Source organism: Murimonas intestini, assembly GCF_024622195.1.
In the GTDB taxonomy this organism is placed as follows: Bacteria; Bacillota; Clostridia; order Lachnospirales; family Lachnospiraceae; genus Murimonas; species Murimonas intestini.
Genome location: NZ_JANKBI010000002.1, coordinates 338,162 through 361,851, shown reverse-complemented (window position 1 = coordinate 361,851; position 23,690 = coordinate 338,162). Strand labels below are relative to the sequence as shown.

The following is a 23,690-nucleotide window of genomic DNA, read 5'->3' as shown; positions in this document are numbered from 1 at the left end:
CCAGCTTTAAATAGGGACGACCCAGAAGCTGATCTGTGTTATCCCTATCAAAAACATATTACTGCTGGAGCATATTCTCAACAAATATAGCGTAGCCCTGAGTGCTGTCCTGTATGAATACATGTGTCACTGCACCGATTAGCCTCCCATTCTGGAGTATTGGGGATCCCGACATGCCCTGTACGATTCCCCCTGTCTTTTCCAGGAGTTCCGGATCAGTTACTCTGATGACCATACTTTTATTAACATCCTGGCTGCTTAAATTAATTTTTGTGATCTCAATGCCATACTCCCTTGTATGACCGTCAACTGTAGTCAGCACTGTAGCCGGCCCTGTCTCAATTTCCTGCTTATATCCCACTTCCACCGGGCTTTTTGTTGTAAACTGGTTCAGGCTGCATGTCAGGCACCCGAATATGCCCATATCTGTATTTTTTGTGATAGTCCCCAGTATCTGGTCATCCTGGTAGTGTATCACGCCCGACAGCTCACCCGGCGATCCTTTTTCCCCTTTTACTACTGAAAGGATATCTGTATGATAGAGCCTGCCTGAACTTAAAGACAGCAGTGTTCCGGCATCCACATCACTGATGCCATGGCCCAGGGCTCCATAATTTCCGTTCTCATCCACATAGGTAAGTGTCCCTATTCCCTGTGTATTGTCCCTGACCCAGAGTCCCAGTTTGTATTCCGAAGGCCCTGTCATCACAGGTGCGACAGCAAGAGTGGTTTTCTCTCCCTCCCTGAGCACATCGAGAGTCATCTCTTTGCCCTGAGACTCATTTACCATCTTTACAAGCTCCTGCTTTCCTTTTATTGAGGTCCCATTGACTGCCAAAATGTAATCACCCGATTTTAAAATATTTTCAGATGGTTCATAATCAAGTCCGTCAAGCCCGTTTACTTTCCCGGTCCCCACCACCAGGACACCGCTTGTCTCCATATAGATTCCAATAGGCATCCCGCTGGGGGAGACTACTTTTCTGTCAACTACATTTACCTGCATTTCTTTCAGCGGTATGATGCCTAAAAGACTGTACTGTACAGTGTAGTTATCCGGTCTATCTATCTTTACCTGGCCTTCAGGTATGTTAGACCTGACCAGGCTTCCTGCCTCGGCAATCTCAAATCCCGTTTCCTCGCCTCTGGCCATAGTCATGCTGTCCGGGATCCGGCTCTGCAGGAATAAATAACCGCCTGCTGCCGCAATAATCAGCCCAAGCATGATAAAAATGCTAAGCAGCGGGCGGGAATGGCGTTTTTCCTCCATATCTTCACATCCTTTCACAAAAATTAATAAAGGAGAATGCTCCATGTGGTGCATCCTCCCTTAGTATGTGAAAATACGGTTGTTTCACACTAGTATTTTTTTGTCGATACTGCCAATTCTTTCATCTCTCTGGCGCTCTGCATTACGATGTCAGTGATCTTTGCTCCGCCTAAAATCCTGGCCAGCTCTTCGATGCTCTCATCATCAGACAAGGCCCTGATGCTGGTAGCCGTGGCATTACCTTCCACTTTTTTCTCAATCACATAATGGCTGTCTGCCATTGAAGCGATCTGAGCCAGATGAGTAATACAGATGATCTGATGTTTTCTGGCAATGACTGCCATTTTTTCAGATACCTTCTGGGCAGTGCGGCCGCTGATGCCCACATCGATCTCGTCAAAGATCAATGTATCTGTCTCGTCCCTGTCAGCAAGAACACTTTTGATAGCCAGCATGATCCTGGAGAGTTCACCGCCGGACGCCACATCCTTTAATGGCCGTACCGGCAGGCCCGGATTGGTGGATATAAGAAAATTTACTTCATCATATCCGTGATCCGTCACATTATGCGTCCTGCCAAAAGAGATCTCAAATCTGACATCCAGAAAATTCAAGTCAATAAGAGCTTCCAATATGGCCTTTTCCAGAATTTTAGCATGCTTTTTTCTCACCTTTGACATATCCGCGGCACAGCTTAGCAGACGCTCGCTGGCAAGCGCATATTTTTTCTCAAGCCCGGCAAAATAATGTTCATAATCAACTAATTTTTTAAGCCGCTCTTCTTTTTCTGCTTTATAGGAAAGGATAGCTTCAATGGAATCCCCATATTTAGCTTTCAGACGGTTGATCAGATCCAGTCTCTGCTCGATCTCGTCAAAGTCCGCCGCATTAAAACTTAGTTCTCCCATATAGTCTTTCAGATCACGGTTAAAATCATTCAAAAGATTTTCAAGATTTTCAAGCTGGCCCGCCAGCTCCTCCAAAGCGCCGTCATACATGGTCACACCGCCCAGGCTTCTTAAAGCCCTGCCGATGCCGTCCCCGGCCGCTCCATTTTCATATCCTGTCAGTTCATAGGAAAGAGATGCGGCCTCCATGATTTTTTTGCCGTTTGACAGCTTCCTGTAGCGGCTCTCCAGTTCAGTATCCTCATTTAGTTTAAGGGCAGCATTTTCAATCTCCTGAATCTCAAAATTCAGGAAATCCATCTCCTTCTGCTTCTGTCCCGCGTCGATCCTGTTCTCTTCCAGCTCCCTGCCAAGCCCGAGATAATCCTGGTAGAGCGCAGCAGCTTTCTGCTTCATGGGCCTTAGTTCATCCCTTGCAAACTCATCAAGGATCTCCAGATGCTTTGAAGCATGGAGCAGCGACTGGTGCTCATGCTGCCCGTGTATGTCAATGAGGATCTCCGCTATCTGCCTGATCGTGCTCACAGGCACTGTCTCCCCGTTCACCTTGCTGATGCTTCTGTTTCCAGTCATCCTTCTTGACAAAATGACAAGCCCATCCTCAACTGGAATATCAAAGGCCTTGATCTTCTCCGCCTGTTCTTCCTTTTCCACAGAAAACACAAGCTCCACGAGAGCCGTATCTGCGTCTTCCCTGGCGAATCCTTTAAAGCCTCTCATCCCCAGCGCCACATTTACTGCACCTATGATAATGGACTTTCCTGCTCCTGTCTCACCTGTCAGGATGTTGAGACCCCTGCCGAAGTCCACATCCGCCTCCTGTATCAGAGCCATATTTTTTACATGTACATTTACTAACATATTTTACCTGCACTCTCTCCCGCGCAATCTGCCGCCGCACAAGCACGCCGGCATCCCAATATTCCCTGAAAAACTTTAACTCTCCAAGATCTTATTGATCTTATCCATCACAAGCAGGGTGTCATCTGCACTTCTGATGGCACACATGATTGTATCATCTCCTGCGATACAGCCTGCGATCTCCGGCCAGTGCATGGAATCCAGCGCGGCTGCCACCGCCATGGCCATCCCAGATACAGTCTTCACCACAAGAATATTCTGTGCCATATCCATGGATAAAAACCCGTCTTTTAAGACTCTCAGGTATTTCTCATCCATGGCAGCGCTCTGAGGGCTCATAACAGCATACTTTTGTCTCCCGCCATTGACTGCGATCTTTGTCAGCTTCAGTTCCCTTATATCTCTGGACACTGTAGCCTGTGTCACGCTAAAGCCCTCGGCATTCAGCCTCTCTGCCAGCTCTTCCTGCGTCTCTATATCGTATTTATTGATCAAGTCAACGATTTTTGCATGTCTTGCTATCTTCATCCTGCTTACCTCCTCACTGCTCGCTCATCTTTTTGCGCAGCACTTCCAAAAAGCTGACCTGGTTGATCTTCACCATTCTGGCATAGCGCTCTGACTTGGTGACCACGATCTGGTCCCCGCATTCCAGCCTTACAGTAGAGTCCCCGTCAAAGCTGGCCTCGGCTCCCTCCTGGGGCGTGCTGTGCCCTGCGCCCACCTCTATCGTGATCTCTGCATCATCCGGAAGAACAATGCTCCTGGTATTAAGCGTATGGGGCGCTATGGGTGTGATCATGATGAGGGATGCCTCCGGTGAGACGATGGGGCCTCCCGCCGACAGGCTGTAGCCTGTAGACCCTGTGGGCGTAGAGATGATCACTCCGTCCGCACTGTACGAATTGAGAAATTCCTGATTTACATAGATATTAAAATCAATCACACGCAGCCTTCCATACCTGCCTATCACAATATCATTCAGCGCGATATCTGACATGATCTGTTTATTCTTATGGATGGCTACGCCTTTTATCATCATCCGTCTTCCTATATTGTACTGATCTTCAATCAGCCTGTCCAGCGCAGGCCTGATGCCCGACTTGTCGATCTCGGCCAGATATCCCAGTGTCCCCAGATTCACCCCCAGCATTGGGAGTTCCCTCTCCACCAGATCCCTGGACGCCTGCAGAAGAGTCCCATCCCCTCCCAGTACAAGGATGCAGTCCACATCCTCAGGGACAAGGGATGCATCCGTATACTTGTAGGAGTGAGGAACTGTTTCATCCTGCTTTTCCCTGACGACACATATTTTCCCTCTCTTCTGAAGGTATTCCTGCACAAACCTTGTAGTCTCAAGACCCGGGTCCTTCAGCTCATTTGTAATAATATAGAATTTTTCCATAGTCCCATCCACCCGTCAGTCTAACGAGGCATGTGCGGCTTCCACTACAGCAGCGATATCAAGCAGCGCCGCTTCTGCCGCACTCCCCTCTTCCTCTTTTTGCAAATGCAGGAGATATTCAATATTCCCCTCCGGTCCCTTGATAGGGGAGTATTCCAGATGGAGCGGCTTTAATGAAATGGAGGAGGCATAGCTGACTACTTTCTCTATCACTTCCCTATGTACTGCCGGGTCGCGCACTACGCCTTTTTTTCCGACCTTTTCCCTGCCCGCCTCAAACTGGGGCTTGATCAGGCACACGATCTGCCCGTCCCCGGACAGCAGCTCCCTGACAGGCAGAAGCACCTTTGTCAGAGAAATAAAAGAGACATCAATGGATGAAAATTCTGCAGGCTCCCGGATATCCGCCGGTGTCACATACCGGATATTCGTTTTTTCCATGCAGACTACCCTTTCATCCTGGCGCAGCTTCCAGTCCAGCTGTCCATGTCCCACATCAATGGCGTACACCTTAACCGCGCCGTTCTGCAGCATACAGTCGGTAAAGCCCCCTGTTGAGGAACCCACATCCATGCACACCTTACCCTCCAGTGAGACATCGAAATGGCTCATGGCCTTCTCCAGCTTCAGCCCTCCCCGGCTTACATACTTAAGGGTGCTGCCCCTCACTTCGATCTGGACCTTTTCATCAAACATAGAGCCTGCTTTGTCTTCCTTCTGTCCATTCACATATACGCTGCCGGCCATAATAACTGCCTTGGCCTTTTCTCTGGATGCGGCAAGATTCCTCTGTACCAGCAAAATATCTAATCGTTCCTTCATCCTGTCTTCTCCTGTCCTCCGCTCTGCGGCATTATGCCTTCAGGCGTCTACAGCCCTATATAAGCTGCTACAATTTTCTTCAGAACAGAGCCGGCATCAATCCCGACCTCCTGCTTGAGCACATCCACATTCCCATGTTCCACATAGTCATCAGGCAGTGCTATATTCAAAACCTTCGCATGGCTTCCGGCCTGGTTCAGATAATCAAGAACCTTTTCACCAAAGCCTCCGCTTTTTACATTTTCTTCCAGTGTGACGATAAGGCAGTGATCTCTCTCTATTTCAAGAATAAGTTCTTCGTCAATAGGTTTCACAAACCTGGCATTGATCAGGCTGCACGCATATCCCATCTCCTTTAGCTGCTGCCTGACTTCTTCCGCTGTCCTGACCATACTGCCGACAGCCAGTATGGCTATCTCACTCTCATCGTATATGACTTCCCCGCGCCCATATGCAACCGGAGCCCTGAATTCCTTCAGGCCGTCATATGCCTCTCCTCTCGGGTACCTTAAGGCAACAGGTCCTGAGTACTTTACTGCAAATTTCATCATATCTGACAGCTCCCATTTATTCTTGGGAGCCATAATGCACATATTAGGTATGCTGGACAGATAGGAGAGATCAAAGATACCCTGGTGAGTCTCACCGTCACTGCCCACAAGTCCTGCCCTGTCAACAGCAAATATGACATGCAGGTTCTGGATACATACGTCATGCAGCACCTGGTCATATGCCCTCTGCAGGAAGGAGGAATAGACAGCCACCACAGGGATCAGACCTGCTGCGGCCAGCCCTGCTGCAAAGGTCACAGCGTGCTCTTCAGCTATCCCCACGTCAAAGAAACGTTCAGGGAACATATTCCTGAACCTTTTCAGGCCTGTTCCATCCGGCATGGCCGCAGTGACAGCCACCACGTCCTTTTCCCTGTCCCCCATCTTCCTCATGACAGTGGAAAATATATCTGTATAGCTGGGTTTCTTTTTTGTATTCTTTGGAATCCCAGTCTCTATCTCAAAAGGCTCGGCCCCATGGAATCTGGCGGGATGCCGTTCCGCAGGCGCGTAGCCTTTTCCTTTCTTTGTTATGACATGCACGAGCACAGCTTCATTTAGCTTGCTGGCCTCCCTGAAGGTTTTCACCATCTGAGCCACATTATGCCCGTCCACAGGTCCTAAGTAGGTAATGCCCATCTCTTCAAAAAGCATTCCCGGTATAAAGAGCTGCTTGATGCCGCTCTTCGTCTTCCTGATACGTTTAACGATCCGGTCTCCATATACAGGAACCTTAGTAAGAGCGTTCGTGACCCCCGTCTTCAGTCCTGTATAGACATCGTTTGTCCTGAGTTCCCCCAGGTATGTGGACATACCGCCCACATTCTCTGATATAGACATATTATTGTCATTTAACACAATGATAAAATTACTTTTCAGCTGTGATGCATTATTCAGGGCTTCATAAGCCATGCCGCCTGTCAGTGAGCCGTCGCCGATCACTGAGATGACAGAATAGTCTTTCCCCTGGATGTCCCGCGCCCTGGCATAGCCAAGGCCTGCTGAAATGGAGGTAGAGCTGTGTCCTGTATTAAATACATCGCAGGGGCTCTCCTTGGTCTTTGGAAAGCCGCTCATCCCCCCGTATTTACGGAGCTGGTCAAATCCATCCTTCCTGCCGGTCAGAAGCTTATGGGTATAAGACTGGTGTCCCACGTCCCATATGATCTTATCCTCCGGCAGGTCAAAAGCCAGATGAAGAGCCATGGTAAGCTCCACAACTCCCAGGTTGGAGGCCAGATGGCCTCCTGAAACACTGATCTTGTGGATCAGAAATTCCCTGATCTCTTCGGCCAGCGCCGGCAGCTCATCCTTTTCCAGCTTTTTAATATCATTTGCACAATTTATTTTTTCTAAAACCATAGGTTCACCTTCTAATTTTTGCGGTTAATAAGCTGCAGAACCAGCTCCCTCAAAAATTCATTCTTCTCTTCCAGTCCGTCCAGCCAGGCCAGAGCCTTCTCAGATATCTCTTTCACATCCCGGCGCGCTTTCTCAATGCCCTCTATTGTAACATATGTGGTCTTATTATTCTTCTCATCACTGTTGATCGGCTTTCCAAGCTCCTCCACAGTGCTGGTCACATCAAGTATATCATCCTGTATCTGGAATGCCAGCCCCACACCGGCAGCCACGCGCTCTATAAGGTCCACCTTTTCCTCTGAGGCGCCTGCCAGGATAGCTCCTGTCATCATAGAACCCTCTATCAGCGCTCCTGTCTTGAGACGGTATATGAAATCCAGCTTTTCCCGGCTGACCGCCTGTCCGGCTGCTTCCACATCTACAGACTGCCCTCCCAGCATGCCATATATCCCGGATTTACCAGCCAGCACACCTATGGCCCTGCCGATATGGGGATTGTCCGGTTCCATCATAAATGCTCTGGCCGCAGTCTCGTATGCCAGGTTCAGCAGTCCGTCACCGGCAAGTATCCCCATGGCTTCTCCAAACTCTACATGAGTTGTCTTCCTTCCTCTTCGGTACTCGTCATTATCCATGGCAGGCAGGTCATCATGGACAAGGGAATGTGTGTGGATCATCTCTATGGCCGCCATAAAAGGCTCAATGATCCTGGATTCTCCCCCAAACAGCCTGTACGTCTCCTGCATCAGCATAGGGCGCAGCCTCTTTCCGCCGGCTCTCACGCTGTAATTCATAGCTTTCTTGACAGTTGCCTGGAACCCTTCCTCTTCTGGAAGATAAAGCTCAATAATTTTGTTGATCTGTTCCAGTCTCTCTTTTCGGATTTCTTCAAAATTCATCTGCTTCACCTTCTTCGTTCAAGATCAGCATCTTTTTCTCGACCCTGTCTATTTTCTCATTACAGCTTTTCAGCAGCTCCATTCCCTTCTGGTACGTCGCAAATGACTCTTCAAGGGAAATATTCCTGCTCTCCAGCGCCAGAAGCATCTCATCTAATTTCTGAAAAGACTCCTCAAGAGTCAGCTCTTCACTGTCCTGCTTTCTCTCTTCCGTCAGTTTTTCTTTTTCTGCCACGTCATCTTCTCCTTCCCGGCTACTTCCGCCCTGATATATCCATCTGTCACATAAACCTTAAGCCTCTCACCCTCGCTGACATCATCGATGCTGGTTACTGTTCTTCCACTTTCATCCGCTATGTAAGAATATCCCTGCGAGAGCTTGTCAAGCGGTGAGAGGCCCTTCATCCGCTCCACATAGATCATCATCTGGTGGCGTTTTTCCTCCAGAGCACTTCTCATGAGAAGCTGCAGCCTTTCCTCTTTATCAATCAGACTCTGTCTTTTCTCCCTGATCTGATTCTCCGGGCTTAAATAATTCAGCCTTAACAGGCGCCTCTTTGCCTCCTGCGTGGCTCTCTCGATCTGCCCGGTCATCCTGCCATAAAATGCATAGCGGTACTGTGACAGCCGCTCTGTCACCTGGCGCACATCTGCCACGGCCAGTTCCGCAGCAGCGGATGGCGTGGGAGCCCTCAGGTCGGCCACATAGTCTGCGATCGTCACATCAGTCTCATGCCCCACGGCAGAGATCACAGGCGTCCTGCAGTTAAAAATGGCCCTTGCCACTTTTTCCTCGTTAAACGCCCACAGATCCTCGATGGATCCTCCGCCCCGTCCTACAATAATCGTATCTACACCATATTCGTCAAGCATCCTGATCCCTTTTACGATGCTGTCTGCTGCCCCCTCACCCTGTACCAGCGCCGGATAGAGCACGAGCTGTACATATGGGTTCCTCCTGCGGGATATATTCATAATATCCCTGACTGCAGCCCCTGTGGGGGCTGTGACAATGCCAAGACGCTTAATATGGGACGGTATCTGCTGTTTAAACTGAGAAGAGAACATACCCATCTCCTCCAGCTCCTTCTTCAGCGCCTCGTATTTCTCATAGAGAAGCCCCGCGCCTTCCAGAATGATCTCCCTGGCGTAGAGCTGGTATCTCCCGTCCCTCTCATAGACATTGACGCTTCCCAGCGCCACTACCTTCTGCCCATCCTGCATCCTGAAGGCCAGACCCTTCCTGGCTCCTGCAAACATGACGCATGCGATGGTCCCTGTTTCATCTTTTAAAGAAAAATATATATGTCCTGAGGTATGGTATTTACAGTTCGATACCTCCCCCTTTACATAGATCCGGCTCAACATAAAATCCTGGGTAAACATATTTTTAATATAATTGTTTACCTGGCCTACACTATAAACATTCTTCATTCATGCTGCCCTTTCATCCGGAAATAGCTGCTCTTTATACAAGCTTTGCCAGAATCCCGTTAATAAATGCAGGAGAATCATCTCCGCCGTAAATTTTTGCAAGCTCTACAGCCTCGTTGATCGCCACGCCTGTTGGTATCTCGTCGTCAAATTTTAATTCATAAGCCCCCAGCCTTAAGATAGCCAGGTCTACTTTTCCCATCCTGCTCACCTTCCAGCCCTGTGACACTCCGTCAAGAGCCTTGTCTATATCCTCCATACGTTCACACACATGGTTATATTTTTCTTCAATGTACATGTGGTCCTTCTCATCCAGATGGGTCATCTGTTCAAAATACAGGGCAAGCTGCTCCGGCATCTCGTCCTCTTCATGGAATTCTATAAAAAATAATAATTTAAATATATGCTCGCGCAGTTCTCTTCTACTCATCATCATCCTCCGGGATTTTATCTATCATCAATTTAGTAAAACGGCAGCTGCCTCCTGTGAGACTAAAAAAGGATGTCTTATAAAGACATCCCTTATTATACTACATATTTTTCTTTACGAAAAGAATTATTTGGTTACTGTTCACACGTCACCATCCCGCGAGGTGTTTTCGTGCATATTTGCACGAAAATCCCGAGGGCTGCAGCGCGAAACGGCGGTTTTTGCCGTTTCTGTGCATCGCGGAACGTGTTACTGGTCACGGAGCGAACAGTAACATTATTTGCGGCTGTCCATATCCACAGATGCAATGCGTACATTCACATCTGCCACTGAAAGTCCAGTCATGTTCTCGATTGAAGCCTTTACTTTTTCCTGGACCTTCTTGCTGGTCTTCGGAACACTGTACCCATAGCTGATATTAATAGCCACATCTACGTTGACGACACCTTCTGTCACCACTACCTTAACGCCCTTGGAAAGCTTCTTCATACCCAGCTTTGATACCAGTTCATTTGTGATGTTGCCTGCCATGCTGGCAACCCCTTCAATTTCCGTCGCGGCCAGCCCTGCTATAATGGCAACCACTTCATCTGCTATCTGAACCTGTCCAAAGCTTTCATCCGCCTGTACGGTATAATTGCCCTGATTCTCTTCTTTGCCCATGGTCATAACCTCCATCTTTATCTCTACTACAACTATGCTGTCTTATAACTGTTCAGTATCTTATCAGTTACGCTGCCTTTATTATAACAAATAATTAACTATTTGCAAATAAAATATTGGTAACTGTTCAGAACCTTCACAGTCTCTGCAAAAATTCTTTCTATTCACTCCCCAGGCCTACCGTCCAAATTCCGACAGGACAAGCCCTTTGTTGCGGTCCAGCGTCATTCCTATGCTCCATGAATTCACCCAGAGAAGCAGAGGATTTCCCTTCAGGTCTTTGATCTTCTTCATATCGGAGGTGCCTGTCAGCATATCCAGGTCAATTTCCTTATTTTCGATCCATCTGATATGCTCATAGGGCAGGTTTTCCAGGATGATCTCTACATTATATTCATTCTGCAGCCTGTACTTAAGAACTTCAAACTGCAGGACGCCCACAACGCCCACAATGATCTCTTCCATTCCAGTATTAAATTCCTGGAATATCTGGATGGCGCCTTCCTGGGCTATCTGGCTGATGCCCTTGACAAACTGTTTCCTCTTCATAGTATCCACCTGGCGCACTCTTGCGAAATGCTCAGGCGCAAAGGTGGGAATCCCCTCATACTGGAATTTCTGTCCCGGAGCGCAGATCGTATCACCAATAGAAAAGATACCCGGGTCAAACACACCTATAATATCCCCTGCATACGCATGGTCAACGATATGGCGTTCCTGTGCCATCATCTGCTGGGGCTGGGAAAGGCGCAGTTTCTTATTGCCCTGTACATGAAATACCTCCATGCCCGCATCAAATTCACCTGAACAGATACGCATAAACGCGATCCTGTCCCTGTGTGCCTTATTCATATTAGCCTGTATCTTGAACACAAAAGCTGAGAAATCATTAGTCATGGGATCCACTTCACCTGCATCTGATTTTCTCGGAAGGGGTGAACTCGTCATATCCAGGAAGTTTCTCAGAAAGATCTCCACTCCAAAGTTTGTCAGCGCTGATCCAAAGAAGACCGGTGACAGCTCTCCGATATTGACCATATCCTGGTCAAACTCTGCACTGGCTCCATCCAGAAGCTCTATCTCCTCCATGAGCTGTTCTTTGTTCTCCATGCCGATAAAGGCTTCCAGCTCCGGTGAATCCACGTCAATTTCTGTCGCAGTCCCTTCCTTTGTGCCTTTCTCTGTATCTGTATAGATTGTCACCTTTCTGGTGTTTCTGTCATAAACCCCTTTAAAATTCTTTCCTGACCCGATAGGCCAGTTAATTGGACATGTGGCGATCCCAAGTTCCTTTTCTATCTCATCCAGCAGCTCAAAGGTATCATTGGCATCCCGGTCCAGCTTATTGATAAATGTAAATATGGGGATATGGCGCATGACACATACCTTAAAAAGCTTTCTCGTCTGCGCCTCGACGCCCTTGGACGCGTCGATAACCATCACTGCGGAATCCGCAGCCATGAGTGTACGGTAAGTATCCTCTGAAAAGTCCTGATGCCCCGGGGTATCCAGGATATTGATGCAGAACCCGTCATAATTAAACTGAAGCACGGAAGAAGTGACAGAAATACCTCTCTCCTTCTCAATCTCCATCCAGTCCGACACCGCATGCCTGGCAGTAGCCTTTCCTTTTACACTGCCCGCCAGATTGATCGCCCCGCCATAAAGCAGGAATTTTTCCGTCAGTGTCGTCTTACCGGCATCCGGGTGTGAAATGATAGCAAACGTCCGGCGTTTCTCTATTTCTTTTGTGATATCAGTCACTTTTATTCCTCCATTGTCTGTTCTGAATATATTTTTTGTATTTCCTGGCTGATTATTCACAAAAAGCCAGAAATATCCACTCTACGTAAACCTAAACTATTCTAGCAAGGTTATCTGGGTGTTGTCAATGGTTTATTGCTGCAGTTATTATTTGCAGTCAAAAAGGAGTTACTGTTCACACGTCACCATCCCGCGAGGTGTTTTCGTGCGTATTTGCACGAAAATCCCGAGAGTTGCAGCGCGAAACAGCGGTTTTTGCCGTTTCTGTGCATCGCGGAGCGTGTTACTGGTCACGAAGTGAACAGCAACAAAAAGGAGCTGCGCATTAATCACTTAGTGCGGCAGCTCCAATTAGATGATACTTTGTAACTATTCAGCAGGTCTGTGCATTTACTGCACAGACCGTAAGAAAATGATTCAAGGGTGCAAAAATCCCATCGCCGAAGGCGATTATATGTAACTACGCTTCGCGATGCAGTGGAAGGCTGAACAGTTACCAGTTACGATACTTTTTGCTTATCAATTATTTCCTGCCACCGTCATTCTTTTTCTTTTTACGCCAGACAATAACGACGATCACACCCAGACTGACAAGAGCTATCCCAAGAAGAATGTTCACAGGTGTTGTATCTCCGGTACGCACATTGCTCTTTTCTTCATCTGGTGCTTTTGGCGTTTCTGGTGTTTCCGGCGTTACCGGTGTTTTTGGCGTTTCCGGCGTTTCCGGCGTTTTCGGTGTTTCTAGTGTTTCCGGTGTTTCTGGTGTCTCCGGTGTTTCCGGTGTTTCTGATGTTTCCGGTGTTTCCGGTGTTTCTGGTGTCTCCGGTGTTTCCGGCGTTTCTGGTGTTTCCGGTGTCTCTGGTGTCTCTGGTATTTCTGGTGTTTCCGGCGTTTCTGGGTCGGTTATGTCTGGCGACTTGTAAATACCGGCATTCCAGGCCATATCCTCCTCGCCATACCCCGGCTTGATGTAAGCCGTCGCATAGCCACCGGTAAATTCCTGACCTGCTTCAAATACGACTCTGTACTCCTTTGTGATCCTGCCGCTGCTCTCCAGGTTCTGGAACGCATACCGGCCGTTCTCATCGGTCACTGTATCAGATTCATATTCCCATGGTGAACTGCTGTCCCTGCGGCTCTGCAATATAACGGTCACACCGGAAACCGGCTTTTCATCATCATCCCGCTGGCCATTCTTATTTTCATCGTTCCATACATAGCCGCCGATGGCACTGTATTTTCTGGCGCCGGCATCCCATGTCGCAGTAATCATATCCTGACCCAAACGTATCCTGTGGATATAGCCGTTTGTACGGTCCTCATTGCCCGATGCATCTGTGGCAAAATCATTCACGTCGGAATCAAAACGTGAATCCTTCGCCGGGTCTGAGGTTCCGCCATCGCCGTCGGCATTGGCATCCACTCCAATATACCCCTCCGGATAAGTAAATTTAACGCTGTAATCTTTAAATTCCGTGCCAAAGACCAGATGACCAAAGAAATATTTCCCATCTGCACCGACCACCTGAGCGGCCGCCGGCTGATCTGAAAGGCTTCCGTCCGGATTGACCTCGAAAAGTTCAACCAGCGTTCCCTCCAGCGGTATATAAATACTTTGCAGATCATCATAATCCTGGTCATCGAATACATAACCGCCGATAGCACTGCAGGTCACAAGTCCTGCATCCCAGCGCGCGTCCGTATGTTCCTCAAGGCCAGCACTCCTCAGAGCCTCTTCTGTCAGCGTGATGACATTGGTCCGGCGGATACGTCCATCCTTATCCACTGCATGGCGGGCATCGGAATCCGCGGCCATCTCGCCGCGGGATGTATCCTGAACCTGTGTAAAATCATAACGATAGGTATATCCGTCATCCGTCAGCTTCTTCAGGCTGCTGATATCGAACTCTGCCACATAATAGCCCTCCATAAGGTTATCGAACCAGTAGCGTCCGTCCTTATCAGTAACTGTTCTAATAGCGTCCTGATCCTTTGCCACCTCACCGTCCGGTCCATCGACCTTGTAGAGGAATACCGGAACATCCGGAACGCCGGTCTCGCCGTCATCCTGTACGCCGTTGCAGTTGCTATCCAGCCATACATAGTCGCCTAATGCATAGGAAGTAAAGATACCTGCATCAATGGTCATATTGGACTCGCCGGACAGGCTGCCGTCCGCATTGGAAATGACCTTGAGCTGTATATCCTTTGTCTCGCCGTTGACATCCGGATCAGAGTCCGCGGCGCGGTCACCTCCGGCTTCCTGCTCTGTAAAGGTGTAGCCGTCATAACGTTCACCGCGGATAAACTTCACCTGATAAGTGTAATACTCACCGCCCACATAGTCGGACGGATTCTGCGAGCCTTCGGTGGAACCGTCGGTCAGGTACTGGCAGGGCAGCCCGCTGAAAAGGTATTTGCCGTCCTGATCCGTTACTGTGGATTGCAGCATTTTTGTTTCCCTGCGTACAGAACTGTTAAATGTATGATAGCGGGTCTGCCACAGCTCCACGGTCATGCCCTCCACCGGAGCTTCACCGCTGTCCTGCATGCCATTGGCATTGCTGTCAAACCATACGTAATCACCGATACTTCCGGTGGGCAGATCCATAGCGGCCCGAACCTTATTAGGCTCCATACGGTCATTCTCAGGAATCGTGGCGTTCCCGCTGGATGCAGCGCCTGCCTTTACAACGCTAACGGCCGCAGAATTGTCCATGAATCTACCATAATACTCGCTGATCTTATCGGCCGTATATCCCGGTGCTCTCATGCTGATGATAATTTCATAGCTTCCGGAAGGTTCAAGCCCTTCTGCGGCGCCGCCATTGGTAAAGTCCACCTCAGCGCCAAGAGCTGTGGCATTGCTCATAATTCCACCGCTCCAATTACTCCAGTCCGACTGCATATAATACAGCGGCTGAAGGATTCCTGTTGTCTCACTGCCGCTGCGTGTACTAAAGTCGTAGTCTGTGGAGTACCAGGTAATATTTCCTCCGGCGGAAGCATTCAGCAGAGTCATATTTTCATAACCCGGACCAAATGGGATATCTGTACCTCTGCCCTGGGACATGCTGGTGATATACGTATCATCCGGCCCCGGGAACACATCCACAAATTTTGCAGTTTCAATATATGCATCTGAATAATTATAAAGGGTCAGCTTGTAATAAATTTCTCCGGCCGGATGTACGGTGGCCACAGCCCCGCGGCTGAGCCAACGTATCTGCCCGTCATCCCCCTTAACGCCGATGGATTTGAGCAGCTTCACATCCGTCGCATCTGTCACAGCCCGGCTGGCGGTATCATTGATATAGCTCAGGTCATCACCAACCAGCTCATCGGTTACCGGATTTTCGTACAATGTCTGATTATACGGTACAAAGCTTAAGCCTTTGGGGTTTTCACTGGATTTCGGTATTTTGGCACTGCTGCTTAAATATGCAGGAATGACTAAATCGAAACCACTCTTACTCTCATAGGAGATATAGCCCCTGAACTCAATCTGGATGCTCTCGCCTTCTTCCAGTGTAGTCATATCGTTGTCGGCAAAGGCGAAGGCATATTGTGTTGTTGTATAATTGGCATCCTCACCATATGAATCACCGCCCTGATCCTTCAGTGCCGCCGGAACCTCTATGGCGGTAACTGTATATAAGGACTGAGGTATGATCACCGAACTACCGGCAGCAACCTTACGTACAAGGAAGCCCTGGCTGGACTGGTCCTTTGATTCATCCAGCGCCGTCTGTGCCGGGAGCTTTAAGGAAAGCACCGGCTGTCTTAAAATCCGGTCCTCACCGGGCAGCGACATATTTGTCGCCAGGACTTGGAAATTGATTTCATCACCGGAACAGAAGGTCGCCTTGCTATCCGTTATTTCCGTTTTGATCGCAATCTCCGGTATTTTCATCGTGAAGGACGGAACGTTGCCCAAAACTGTATTGGAATTTTTATTTTGCTCTCTTGTCTTTACCTGGCCGGCGGCATCCAGATACGTGTCTTTCCAGGTGATATCCGCCGTATTGTTGATCCGCCGGACTTCATGATCAGTTTCAGTGGACCACTCTCCCCGGTTTGCAAAGGTTATATTGATAATGAGGCCGTCACTGCTGAACTTCTCCAGCGTGTTTGTATAAACGACCTTCACGCCCACAACCTTCCGGCCGTCAAAGCTTATGGTCTGCTCCGAGGAAACATCAGACAATGTCTTTAAGTGCGTCCATGTTCCTGCTGCCTTTTCAGCCATACTGCTCTGAATGTAAACTTCAGCGCCTGGCTTTTCAGCCGTGTTCTCCTTATTCTCTGATGAATTCACAGTCAGATAATTTATCGTATAATCTCTGTCGGTAACCGTTAAGTCCTTGTATACCTCCGAGCCGGAATTTACGCTTTCAATGTATTCCAGCCCGATGCGGTTATCGGTGACTGTAAGCTCCTTCACCGGCTTTTCATTCTCGCCGTCAGCATAGCCGTCCACCTTAAATTCCAGGGTGTAGGCACTGCTGAGCAGACTCACATCCGCAGTGACAGGGTCATCGGAAAATGTCGTCTCGTTGTCGCCATCACCGGCTTCCCGGATCTGTTTATGGATTTTGCCGCTAAGGCCTGTCATGCTGTCATCCTTTTCATTTTTGAATGTGACATAATTATGGCTGTCCGCACCACTTTCCAGTGATGGTTCATGGTATGGGTAAACCGTCACGATCTGCTCCAGCTCGACCATCTCCCCATCCAGCGTATAACCTTCGGGGGCGTGGGTTTCCACAATCTTATACTTTGTTCCGGTTATTTCCGCTTTAAGGAAATCAGATACAACACCATTCGTGGCATCGGTAATGGTTAATGTCTGTAACGGTACAGCACTCCAACCCGTTCCTTCCTGCGCGAAGATCTTAAATTCGGCGCCGGACAGCTTTTGAGCTCCGTCCGCATTGGTTTTCACGATACGGATTTTTCCGGCGTTGGACTGGTTGACAAAGGTAACATCCTTGTAAATTTTTGCTTTCTCCGGATCGCTAATACTGGCATCCGCGGATGCAATTCTGACTGCCAGGGCCCCCGACTCAATAACTGCGCTCTGAACTTCTGTTGATATCTCAAAGCCTGCATTATTTACCGCCGTCTTCCCATCCGCCGTCTCTTTAATATAGTATGTTCCAGGGTCCAGATTCTCCCACCTGCAGACGCCATTGCCATCGGCAGTCCTCAGACTGTTCTCAATTTCCCGGGTACAGGCTCCATCTTTATAAAGCTTAAAGGTGGCGCCTGACAGTGTTTTAAGGGCATCCACATGATCCGGATCGTACTGGCCATATTTGGTCAGTGTGATGGAGCCCTGCGGGCTGTTGTAGGCATTAACGTTCAATGTCTCTCCCTTAGTAATCTCAAACTCCTGCGCGCTGCCATTCAGAGCAAATGTGATGGTCTGCTGCGTTCCCCCATTATCATAGGAATACTCAGGCGTCGTAATTTCTGTAATCCGGTATGTTCCCGGTTCCAGGTACCCGGACTCGTAATGGTAATTACCAGGCTGATTCGTATCATCAAGGACGGTTATTATAGACTGATTTCTGTCATTATTAACCGTATATTCCCACTTTTCGGGCGCGTCGGATACTTTCCGTTCGATCGTAAACTGAGCCTGATCCAGCTGGGTAAGACTGCTCTGATTTGTACTCTCATCACCATCATACTTATAAAGAATGAACTTACCCTTATCGGCCTCGTTGACGATCGTGTTGCCCAGTGCATCGCCATTCTCATTATAGAGCGTAGTGCTTTCTTCATTGTTTTTAATTTCTACCCAGTAGCTCGGAGCCTTTGCATATCCTTCTGGAACTTTGGTTTCCACAAGCTCATACCATCCGGCGTCCAGCGGCTTGCTCTTAGCGTTGCCCTGTCCGTCTGTTTTCAGCGTGGCCGCTGCGGTACTGTTTTCATCATGTGCCTGGCCGCGCCCTGATACAGCATAAAGCGCAAACTCCACATCCTTTGCGGGCGTATCCATCCCCTGCCATTTTACCTGCTTGATGATGGATACATTGCCTTTCTCATCATCATAGAGATTTGCCTTATCAAAAACCGGCTCCTGGCCAGCTGCAATAGATTCCACAGTGCCATCAGACTTCTCCTTTTCGCCCAGAACGATTTCCGCGGTATCCTTATCTGTCGCCTCATTTTGTCCGAGAAGGGTATATTTTAAAATCGCTGTATTCTGAAGCCAGTATTCCTCCGCCTTACTTTCATTGGACGGGGTTATGTATGCTGCCTTTGGGTACTTTACAGTATAAGTGTACGTTGCAGAAATCGGTGTGCCGGCCTTTGTATATTTGCCGTCAGCAGCACTTACAGCAGTCCTTTTGAAAACAATCTGACCATTGTCTCCGGATACCGTATAGTCGGTACCGTTCGTCAGAGCCGTTTCCCCCATCTTCACATCGATGATCTCAGCCTGAGCGCCATTGACGGCATAGCCAATATGCTGCCCGTCAGCGTTGATACTTCCTGCATAGGCCAAAGGCAGCATATCGATCACCTGCATACCTGCAACATCCAAACGGCCTAAACGATCCTCATCTGCAGCTGTACCGGATTTGGTATTAATCACCTTAACTGTGTACGGCGCATAATAATACGCATCATCTGAAGAAACACTGCCAACAGTCTTATCGATCATCCATCCATCATCCGTAGTGACCGTAACGACTGGCTTTGCATTTTCGGCAAGCTTACCGGTTACAGAGGCGCCTCCTGATTTATTTCCGGTCAGTACCGGGTTAAGTGTAATCTCAGAACCATTCTTCCATTTAAAGTTATCGGTCTGAAATTTAATTGTCACCGTTTTTGGTTCACCGGTCATCAATGACTGATCCAGCTTAATGACCAGTGTACGTTCAAGCATATAAGAGGACTTTACATCCTGACCATTCACACTTAATTGATTAAAATTATCGGCGTCCGGAACCACGGACAAGTGCTCCGGCAACTCGATCTGAATGGCAGCGGCACTATAGCTGTCTCCGTCCTGGATCGGAGGGACGGTATATCCGATAATATAATCAAAACTTTCTCCGGACAGAACGCTGGCAGAAAGATTTTGAACCGTATTCACCGAACCTTCGATCACAAAGCTGGAGGACGTGTCATCCAAAGACATAAATGCGGTTTCTTCGGATTCTGTCTCCGTCTCCGTTTCGGCAGACGCCTGGGTTTCAGCAGAAGACTCTGTTCCTAACACATTTGATGCTCCGCCGGTGCTTTCCGAAGATGTTTCAGGCGCTGTCGTTTCAGCCTGAGCCTCCGTAACCGCAGCGCCCGTCTGCTCCATAGCGTCCGTCTGCTCCGGCTGCGATGTTTCTAGCTGCGGCATCTGCGCAGCCGCCTGCATAGAAAACCCATTCCCCAAAGAAATTATCATTACACATGCAAGAAACAATGCCATAAGTCTCTTTGCAAGTCCTTTTTTGTATTTCATCCTTTTCCTCCTTAAGCACTTCCGTCAGGTAACATATTTTTTATCGTGTACTGATTCTATCACATGTCTGCTGCATATAAAATAAAAAAGTGCCTTTTTATGGCAAAAATTTTCTTTGGTACGACATTTGAAAAGCCGGAGATTTTCTTCTATTATAATAAGAAGAATCTCCGGCCCTATAGGTATTTACTGCTCTTCAGATTTTACTGACATAGGTGTTATTATGATGTTCTCGCCTGCCACGTTTGTTTTGCGCTTTACGATATCTTCTATCTGGGCGCGTTCTGCTTCTGAGAGTTCTGCCTTGGCAATGACTACGTCTGCCTCATCGTCTGTGATGCTGACAACGGAATTAGTGAATCCCTTTGCTTCCAGCATGAGTTCAGCTGCTGCTTCCCGCTCTGCGATCTCTGTGAGGTCATTCATGCCATTGACAGCATTCTGCTTCTGTTCCTGCTCTATGTTCGCATTATTGATAACTTCCAGAAACGTCTCTTTATTTTTGGCACGTACCTGTTCTCTTGAAAGCTTTGCTTCTGCTGCAAAATTAGATGCTGCTGCAGAACTTGTCAGGACTGCTTCACCAGGTGTTGTTGTATCCTGGCCCGCTGTGTCGGCTGCATTTGCCTCTACATCTGTACTGTCTGCTGCTGCGCTGTCAGTACCTGCCCCATTGTCTGCCACATCACCTGCATCCGGACTGAAGCTGTCATCTGTCAGGCCTGCATCTGCCGTCTGACCGCCTTTTTCTGAAGCTTCTGTATTTTCCTTTGCCGCTGCATCTTCCAGATTTACTACATCTGAAGCATCTGCGCTCTGCTTATCCTGGCTTGCTGAAGTCTCACCCTCGGCCGTGTCCAGATCTTCTATATCTGCATCAAGGCTCTCAATATCCACAAGCGCCGTATCTTTTGCATTCCCATCTTTCTTTGCTGCATTTTCATCCTTTGCCACCGTCTCCTGAGCCTGGCCTCCCAGCTTTGTACCTGAATAATTCAGATAGCCGGCCACTGCTATCATGACGGCCAGTGCGGTAATGATAATTTGATTCTTCTTAAAGATATGTTTCACACTTTCCCCCTCCTAACTCATTTTCATCACTTTGATTTTATGCACCTCTACTCCAAATAATGCCATAACTGCTTCAGTAATATTCTGGACTACAACTGGATTATCACCACCTTCTGCCACAACCACCACTCCCTGGATCTCCGGCTCCAGTTCTTCTATCACATACGGAGTCTGGGCGCCGCTGCCATCCTGTGCATATACAGTCTCTTCTCCCTGAGTGGACTCCCTGGTAACTCTGTTTCCCCCCTGATTATCCTGTTCATCTGTAGTCTTATCTGATACAGGCTTATCTTTTTCCACAATCTTCTGCCCGGAAGATTTTCTTGTCAGCATGACCTCTACCTTGCCTACACCTTTAACCTTGCCAAGGGCTGACACCAGTTTTTCTTCCAGGACATCTGTGTCTGTCTTCTCATTTGAAACCTTTTCCACAGGCGCCTGTTCTGTCTGGTTTTTTGATCTTGTCTCCTCCCCCTGCTTTGTAGGAAGAGCAATGATGACAAGCAGGATTCCTGCCAGTAAAACCATAAAAATCTGATTCTTTTTCAGATTTTTAACTTTTGAAAGCCAGGTTTTGAAATTTACGTTTTTATCCTTCTCCTTTTCCATGGCCTACTCCTGTATACTAATATTTATATTACTGCCCGGGATGTTATAGACTTCCTGAATTTCATTTTTTATATTTATTACCTCTGCGCTCTCTCCCCCGTTCTCTGTAAACGGGGCAACCTCTATACGTATGCCTGACTTTTCATAAGATGCCGTCACACTTATACTCTCAGGCACATAAGAGCCGTCCTCGCTTTTAAAGATGATCTCGCTGTCAATTAAAAAAAGACCGTGGGATTTTACGATAGACTCAATCTGTTTCTTTAATTCGCCCTCATACACTTCCATGATCTTCTTAGACCTGAGTTCTTCCATTCCGTGCATATCTATCTCCAGTTCATTGTAATCTCCCTTCAGATTTTCCTTCCGCCATGCAGCCTCGAATTTCCCTTTCAATCCCGCTACGTCCGCCAAAGGTCCCAGGACAATGATCACAAGAAGGATACCTGCAAAAAACTTTACATATTTCTGAAAGCTGTTATTAGGAAGGAGCTGCACAAAAAGATTTATGAAACAAAGGAAACAAACAATATTCCTGATCCACCCAAATATGGCATCCACCCTTTCACCTCCATCCAGTTATCCGGCTGTTACCGAAGCAGTTACCATAGCCAGTGACAGGAAGAACAGGATGCCTGTGGTGCCAAGGACCTTCAGCAGCAGCCCTGCCCCGTCTCCCACAGCCCCGATACATTCTACCATGCGCTTGTCAGATACCGGCTGTACTACCGCAGCCATCAGCTTATATAAAAGCGTGCAGATGCCAAGCTTCATAAGAGGCACAATACAGATAACCGCAAGCACGATCAGCCCTGCTGCCCCCACAGCATTCTTGATCAGGACCGCTGAACCAAGCACCACTTCTGTCACTGCATTAAAGGCATTGCCCACACCTGGTATGCTGCCGGCCGCTTTGTTTAAAATGGCCGTCTTCAGCGCATCTACAGCCGGCATCACCAGGCACTGAACTGTCTGAAACCCTACAACTACAGCAATCATTGTCTTTATGCTCCACTCCACAAAAAGCTTCAGCAAATCTGCCATTTTGGAGAGATATTCTTCCTTGGCCAGATGATTCAGCAGCATAAAAAGAACATACAGGTTCACTGCTGGTATGAGAAAGTATTTCATCAGCATTTGAAGACCTGTGATCAGCAGCAGGGTAAATTCATAAAAGGCTCCTGCAGTGACGGACCCTGACGCTATGGAGACAGCCAGGAAATAGACAGGCATGAGGACCTGCATAAAATTCACTACATTTGCCAATGTCTGAGCTGTCAGGACGCTGATACTGTAAAAAGCCTGCATCAGCAGTGTGAACAGCAGCAGATAGATCATATAAAAGCTTATATCACCTACCTGGCTTTTTTCGAATATATTAGTAAAATTTGTGAATACAGCGGCTGCGATCACCAGGATCAGCACATGCACTGCCACTTCTCTGTTCTGCTCCAGTTCTGAAAACAGTGTATTCCAGAGCAGATCACCGATACTCTCCATATTTAAGGGGGTATCGCCCTTCACAAGTGACATGACGGCTTCTGAAAAGGAAAAGCCTGTCCCATTCATGGAATCTCCAAGGGCTTTATCTACTTCGCCCAAGTCCAGCTCGTCCAGAAAATACCCCTGCATATCTTCGTTATCTTCAGCGTGAACCGGAACAGCGGGCAAGAACACCCACAGTACCAGGAACAGGATAAATATCCTTGTCCTTTTCACAAGCCACCCCCATCCCTATTTCAAAAAAGACTGAACAGTTTCAAGCAGTGCCATCAGAATAGGAGTACTGATAGCCAGCACCGAGAGTTTCCCAAATATTTCTATCTGACCGGCTATTGCCCCATAACCCGCATCCTTGCACAGATTAGACGAGAAATCAGCAATGTAGGTGATCCCTACTATTTTAAGCAGTGTGGTCAGATAGGAAGACTCAATGTCCACATAATTCCTCATAGTCACCAGCGTGTCCGCAATATAGCTTAGTTTGCTGACTGAATAAAAGAATATCAAAAGACACGTCACCATACTGATATAGACGGCAAACTGAGGTTTTACTTCCCTCAGAAAAAGTGCGATCAATATTCCTGTCAGCCCTATTGCACCAATCTTCAGCATAAGTTTCCTCCAATCCCGGAGCGTGTTTGAAAAATGCTCTCCCTGCGGT

Annotated in this window: 18 protein-coding genes; all 18 read right to left on the bottom strand. The window is 48.0% G+C overall.

What is annotated here, in order from left to right; genetic code table 11:
- Positions 1-58: 58 nt before the first annotated feature.
- The 18 genes from spoIVB to spoIIIAD all read right to left on the bottom strand — a co-directional run bounded on the left by spoIVB (position 59) and on the right by spoIIIAD (position 23,641).
- Complete coding sequence (gene spoIVB / locus NSB28_RS05555; RefSeq protein WP_109625571.1) at positions 59-1,315, bottom strand: SpoIVB peptidase; 1,257 nt, start codon at positions 1,313-1,315, stop codon at positions 59-61.
- 44 nt (positions 1,316-1,359) lie between these two features.
- Complete coding sequence (gene recN / locus NSB28_RS05550) at positions 1,360-3,039, bottom strand: DNA repair protein RecN (protein WP_109625570.1); 1,680 nt, start codon at positions 3,037-3,039, stop codon at positions 1,360-1,362.
- 75 nt (positions 3,040-3,114) lie between these two features.
- A complete protein-coding gene (gene argR, locus NSB28_RS05545; protein ID WP_109625569.1) occupies positions 3,115-3,567 on the bottom strand; it encodes an arginine repressor in 453 nt (150 codons plus the stop codon).
- Between the two features lie 13 nt (positions 3,568-3,580).
- The gene (locus NSB28_RS05540) at positions 3,581-4,444 is read right to left on the bottom strand and encodes an NAD(+)/NADH kinase (RefSeq protein ID WP_109625568.1); all 864 of its coding nucleotides are present in this window, start codon (positions 4,442-4,444) and stop codon (positions 3,581-3,583) included.
- Between the two features lie 15 nt (positions 4,445-4,459).
- The gene (locus NSB28_RS05535; protein ID WP_109625567.1) at positions 4,460-5,266 is read right to left on the bottom strand and encodes a TlyA family RNA methyltransferase; all 807 of its coding nucleotides are present in this window, start codon (positions 5,264-5,266) and stop codon (positions 4,460-4,462) included.
- A gap of 47 nt (positions 5,267-5,313) precedes the next feature.
- A complete protein-coding gene (gene dxs / locus NSB28_RS05530) occupies positions 5,314-7,179 on the bottom strand; it encodes a 1-deoxy-D-xylulose-5-phosphate synthase (RefSeq protein WP_109625566.1) in 1,866 nt (621 codons plus the stop codon).
- 11 nt (positions 7,180-7,190) lie between these two features.
- A complete protein-coding gene (locus NSB28_RS05525; protein WP_109625565.1) occupies positions 7,191-8,078 on the bottom strand; it encodes a polyprenyl synthetase family protein in 888 nt (295 codons plus the stop codon).
- A complete protein-coding gene (xseB, locus tag NSB28_RS05520; RefSeq protein WP_243134925.1) occupies positions 8,068-8,313 on the bottom strand; it encodes an exodeoxyribonuclease VII small subunit in 246 nt (81 codons plus the stop codon). Before xseB ends, NSB28_RS05525 begins: the two co-directional genes overlap by 11 nt.
- On the bottom strand, positions 8,292-9,512 hold the full coding sequence (gene xseA, locus NSB28_RS05515; RefSeq protein WP_109625564.1) for an exodeoxyribonuclease VII large subunit: 1,221 nt from the start codon (positions 9,510-9,512) through the stop codon (positions 8,292-8,294). The genes xseB and xseA overlap by 22 nt, the downstream gene beginning before the upstream one ends.
- 34 nt (positions 9,513-9,546) lie before the next feature.
- A complete protein-coding gene (gene nusB / locus NSB28_RS05510; protein ID WP_109625563.1) occupies positions 9,547-9,942 on the bottom strand; it encodes a transcription antitermination factor NusB in 396 nt (131 codons plus the stop codon).
- 276 nt (positions 9,943-10,218) lie between these two features.
- Entirely contained in the window at positions 10,219-10,605 is a 387-nt protein-coding gene (locus tag NSB28_RS05505) for an Asp23/Gls24 family envelope stress response protein (protein ID WP_109625562.1), read from the bottom strand.
- Between the two features lie 177 nt (positions 10,606-10,782).
- Positions 10,783-12,369 carry a peptide chain release factor 3 gene (locus tag NSB28_RS05500; protein WP_109625561.1) on the bottom strand — a complete coding sequence of 529 codons (1,587 nt, stop codon included), beginning with the start codon at positions 12,367-12,369 and terminating at the stop codon, positions 10,783-10,785.
- A gap of 523 nt (positions 12,370-12,892) precedes the next feature.
- A complete protein-coding gene (locus tag NSB28_RS05495; protein WP_109625560.1) occupies positions 12,893-19,846 on the bottom strand; it encodes an SdrD B-like domain-containing protein in 6,954 nt (2,317 codons plus the stop codon).
- Between the two features lie 186 nt (positions 19,847-20,032).
- Positions 20,033-20,917, bottom strand: a complete 885-nt coding sequence (locus NSB28_RS05490) for a SpoIIIAH-like family protein (RefSeq protein WP_109625559.1) — start codon at positions 20,915-20,917, stop codon at positions 20,033-20,035.
- A 12-nt stretch (positions 20,918-20,929) separates the two neighbouring features.
- Positions 20,930-21,526, bottom strand: coding sequence for a stage III sporulation protein AG (locus NSB28_RS05485; protein WP_109625558.1), 597 nt, complete (start codon positions 21,524-21,526; stop codon positions 20,930-20,932).
- Positions 21,527-21,529: 3 nt separating this feature from the next.
- On the bottom strand, positions 21,530-22,087 hold the full coding sequence (locus NSB28_RS05480; RefSeq protein WP_187374334.1) for a stage III sporulation protein AF: 558 nt from the start codon (positions 22,085-22,087) through the stop codon (positions 21,530-21,532).
- 18 nt (positions 22,088-22,105) lie between these two features.
- Entirely contained in the window at positions 22,106-23,245 is a 1,140-nt protein-coding gene (locus NSB28_RS05475; RefSeq protein WP_109625556.1) for a stage III sporulation protein AE, read from the bottom strand.
- 15 nt (positions 23,246-23,260) lie between these two features.
- Positions 23,261-23,641 (bottom strand): stage III sporulation protein AD, encoded by a 381-nt coding sequence (spoIIIAD, locus tag NSB28_RS05470; RefSeq protein ID WP_109625555.1) that lies wholly within the window; start codon positions 23,639-23,641, stop codon positions 23,261-23,263.
- Positions 23,642-23,690 lie beyond the last annotated feature (49 nt).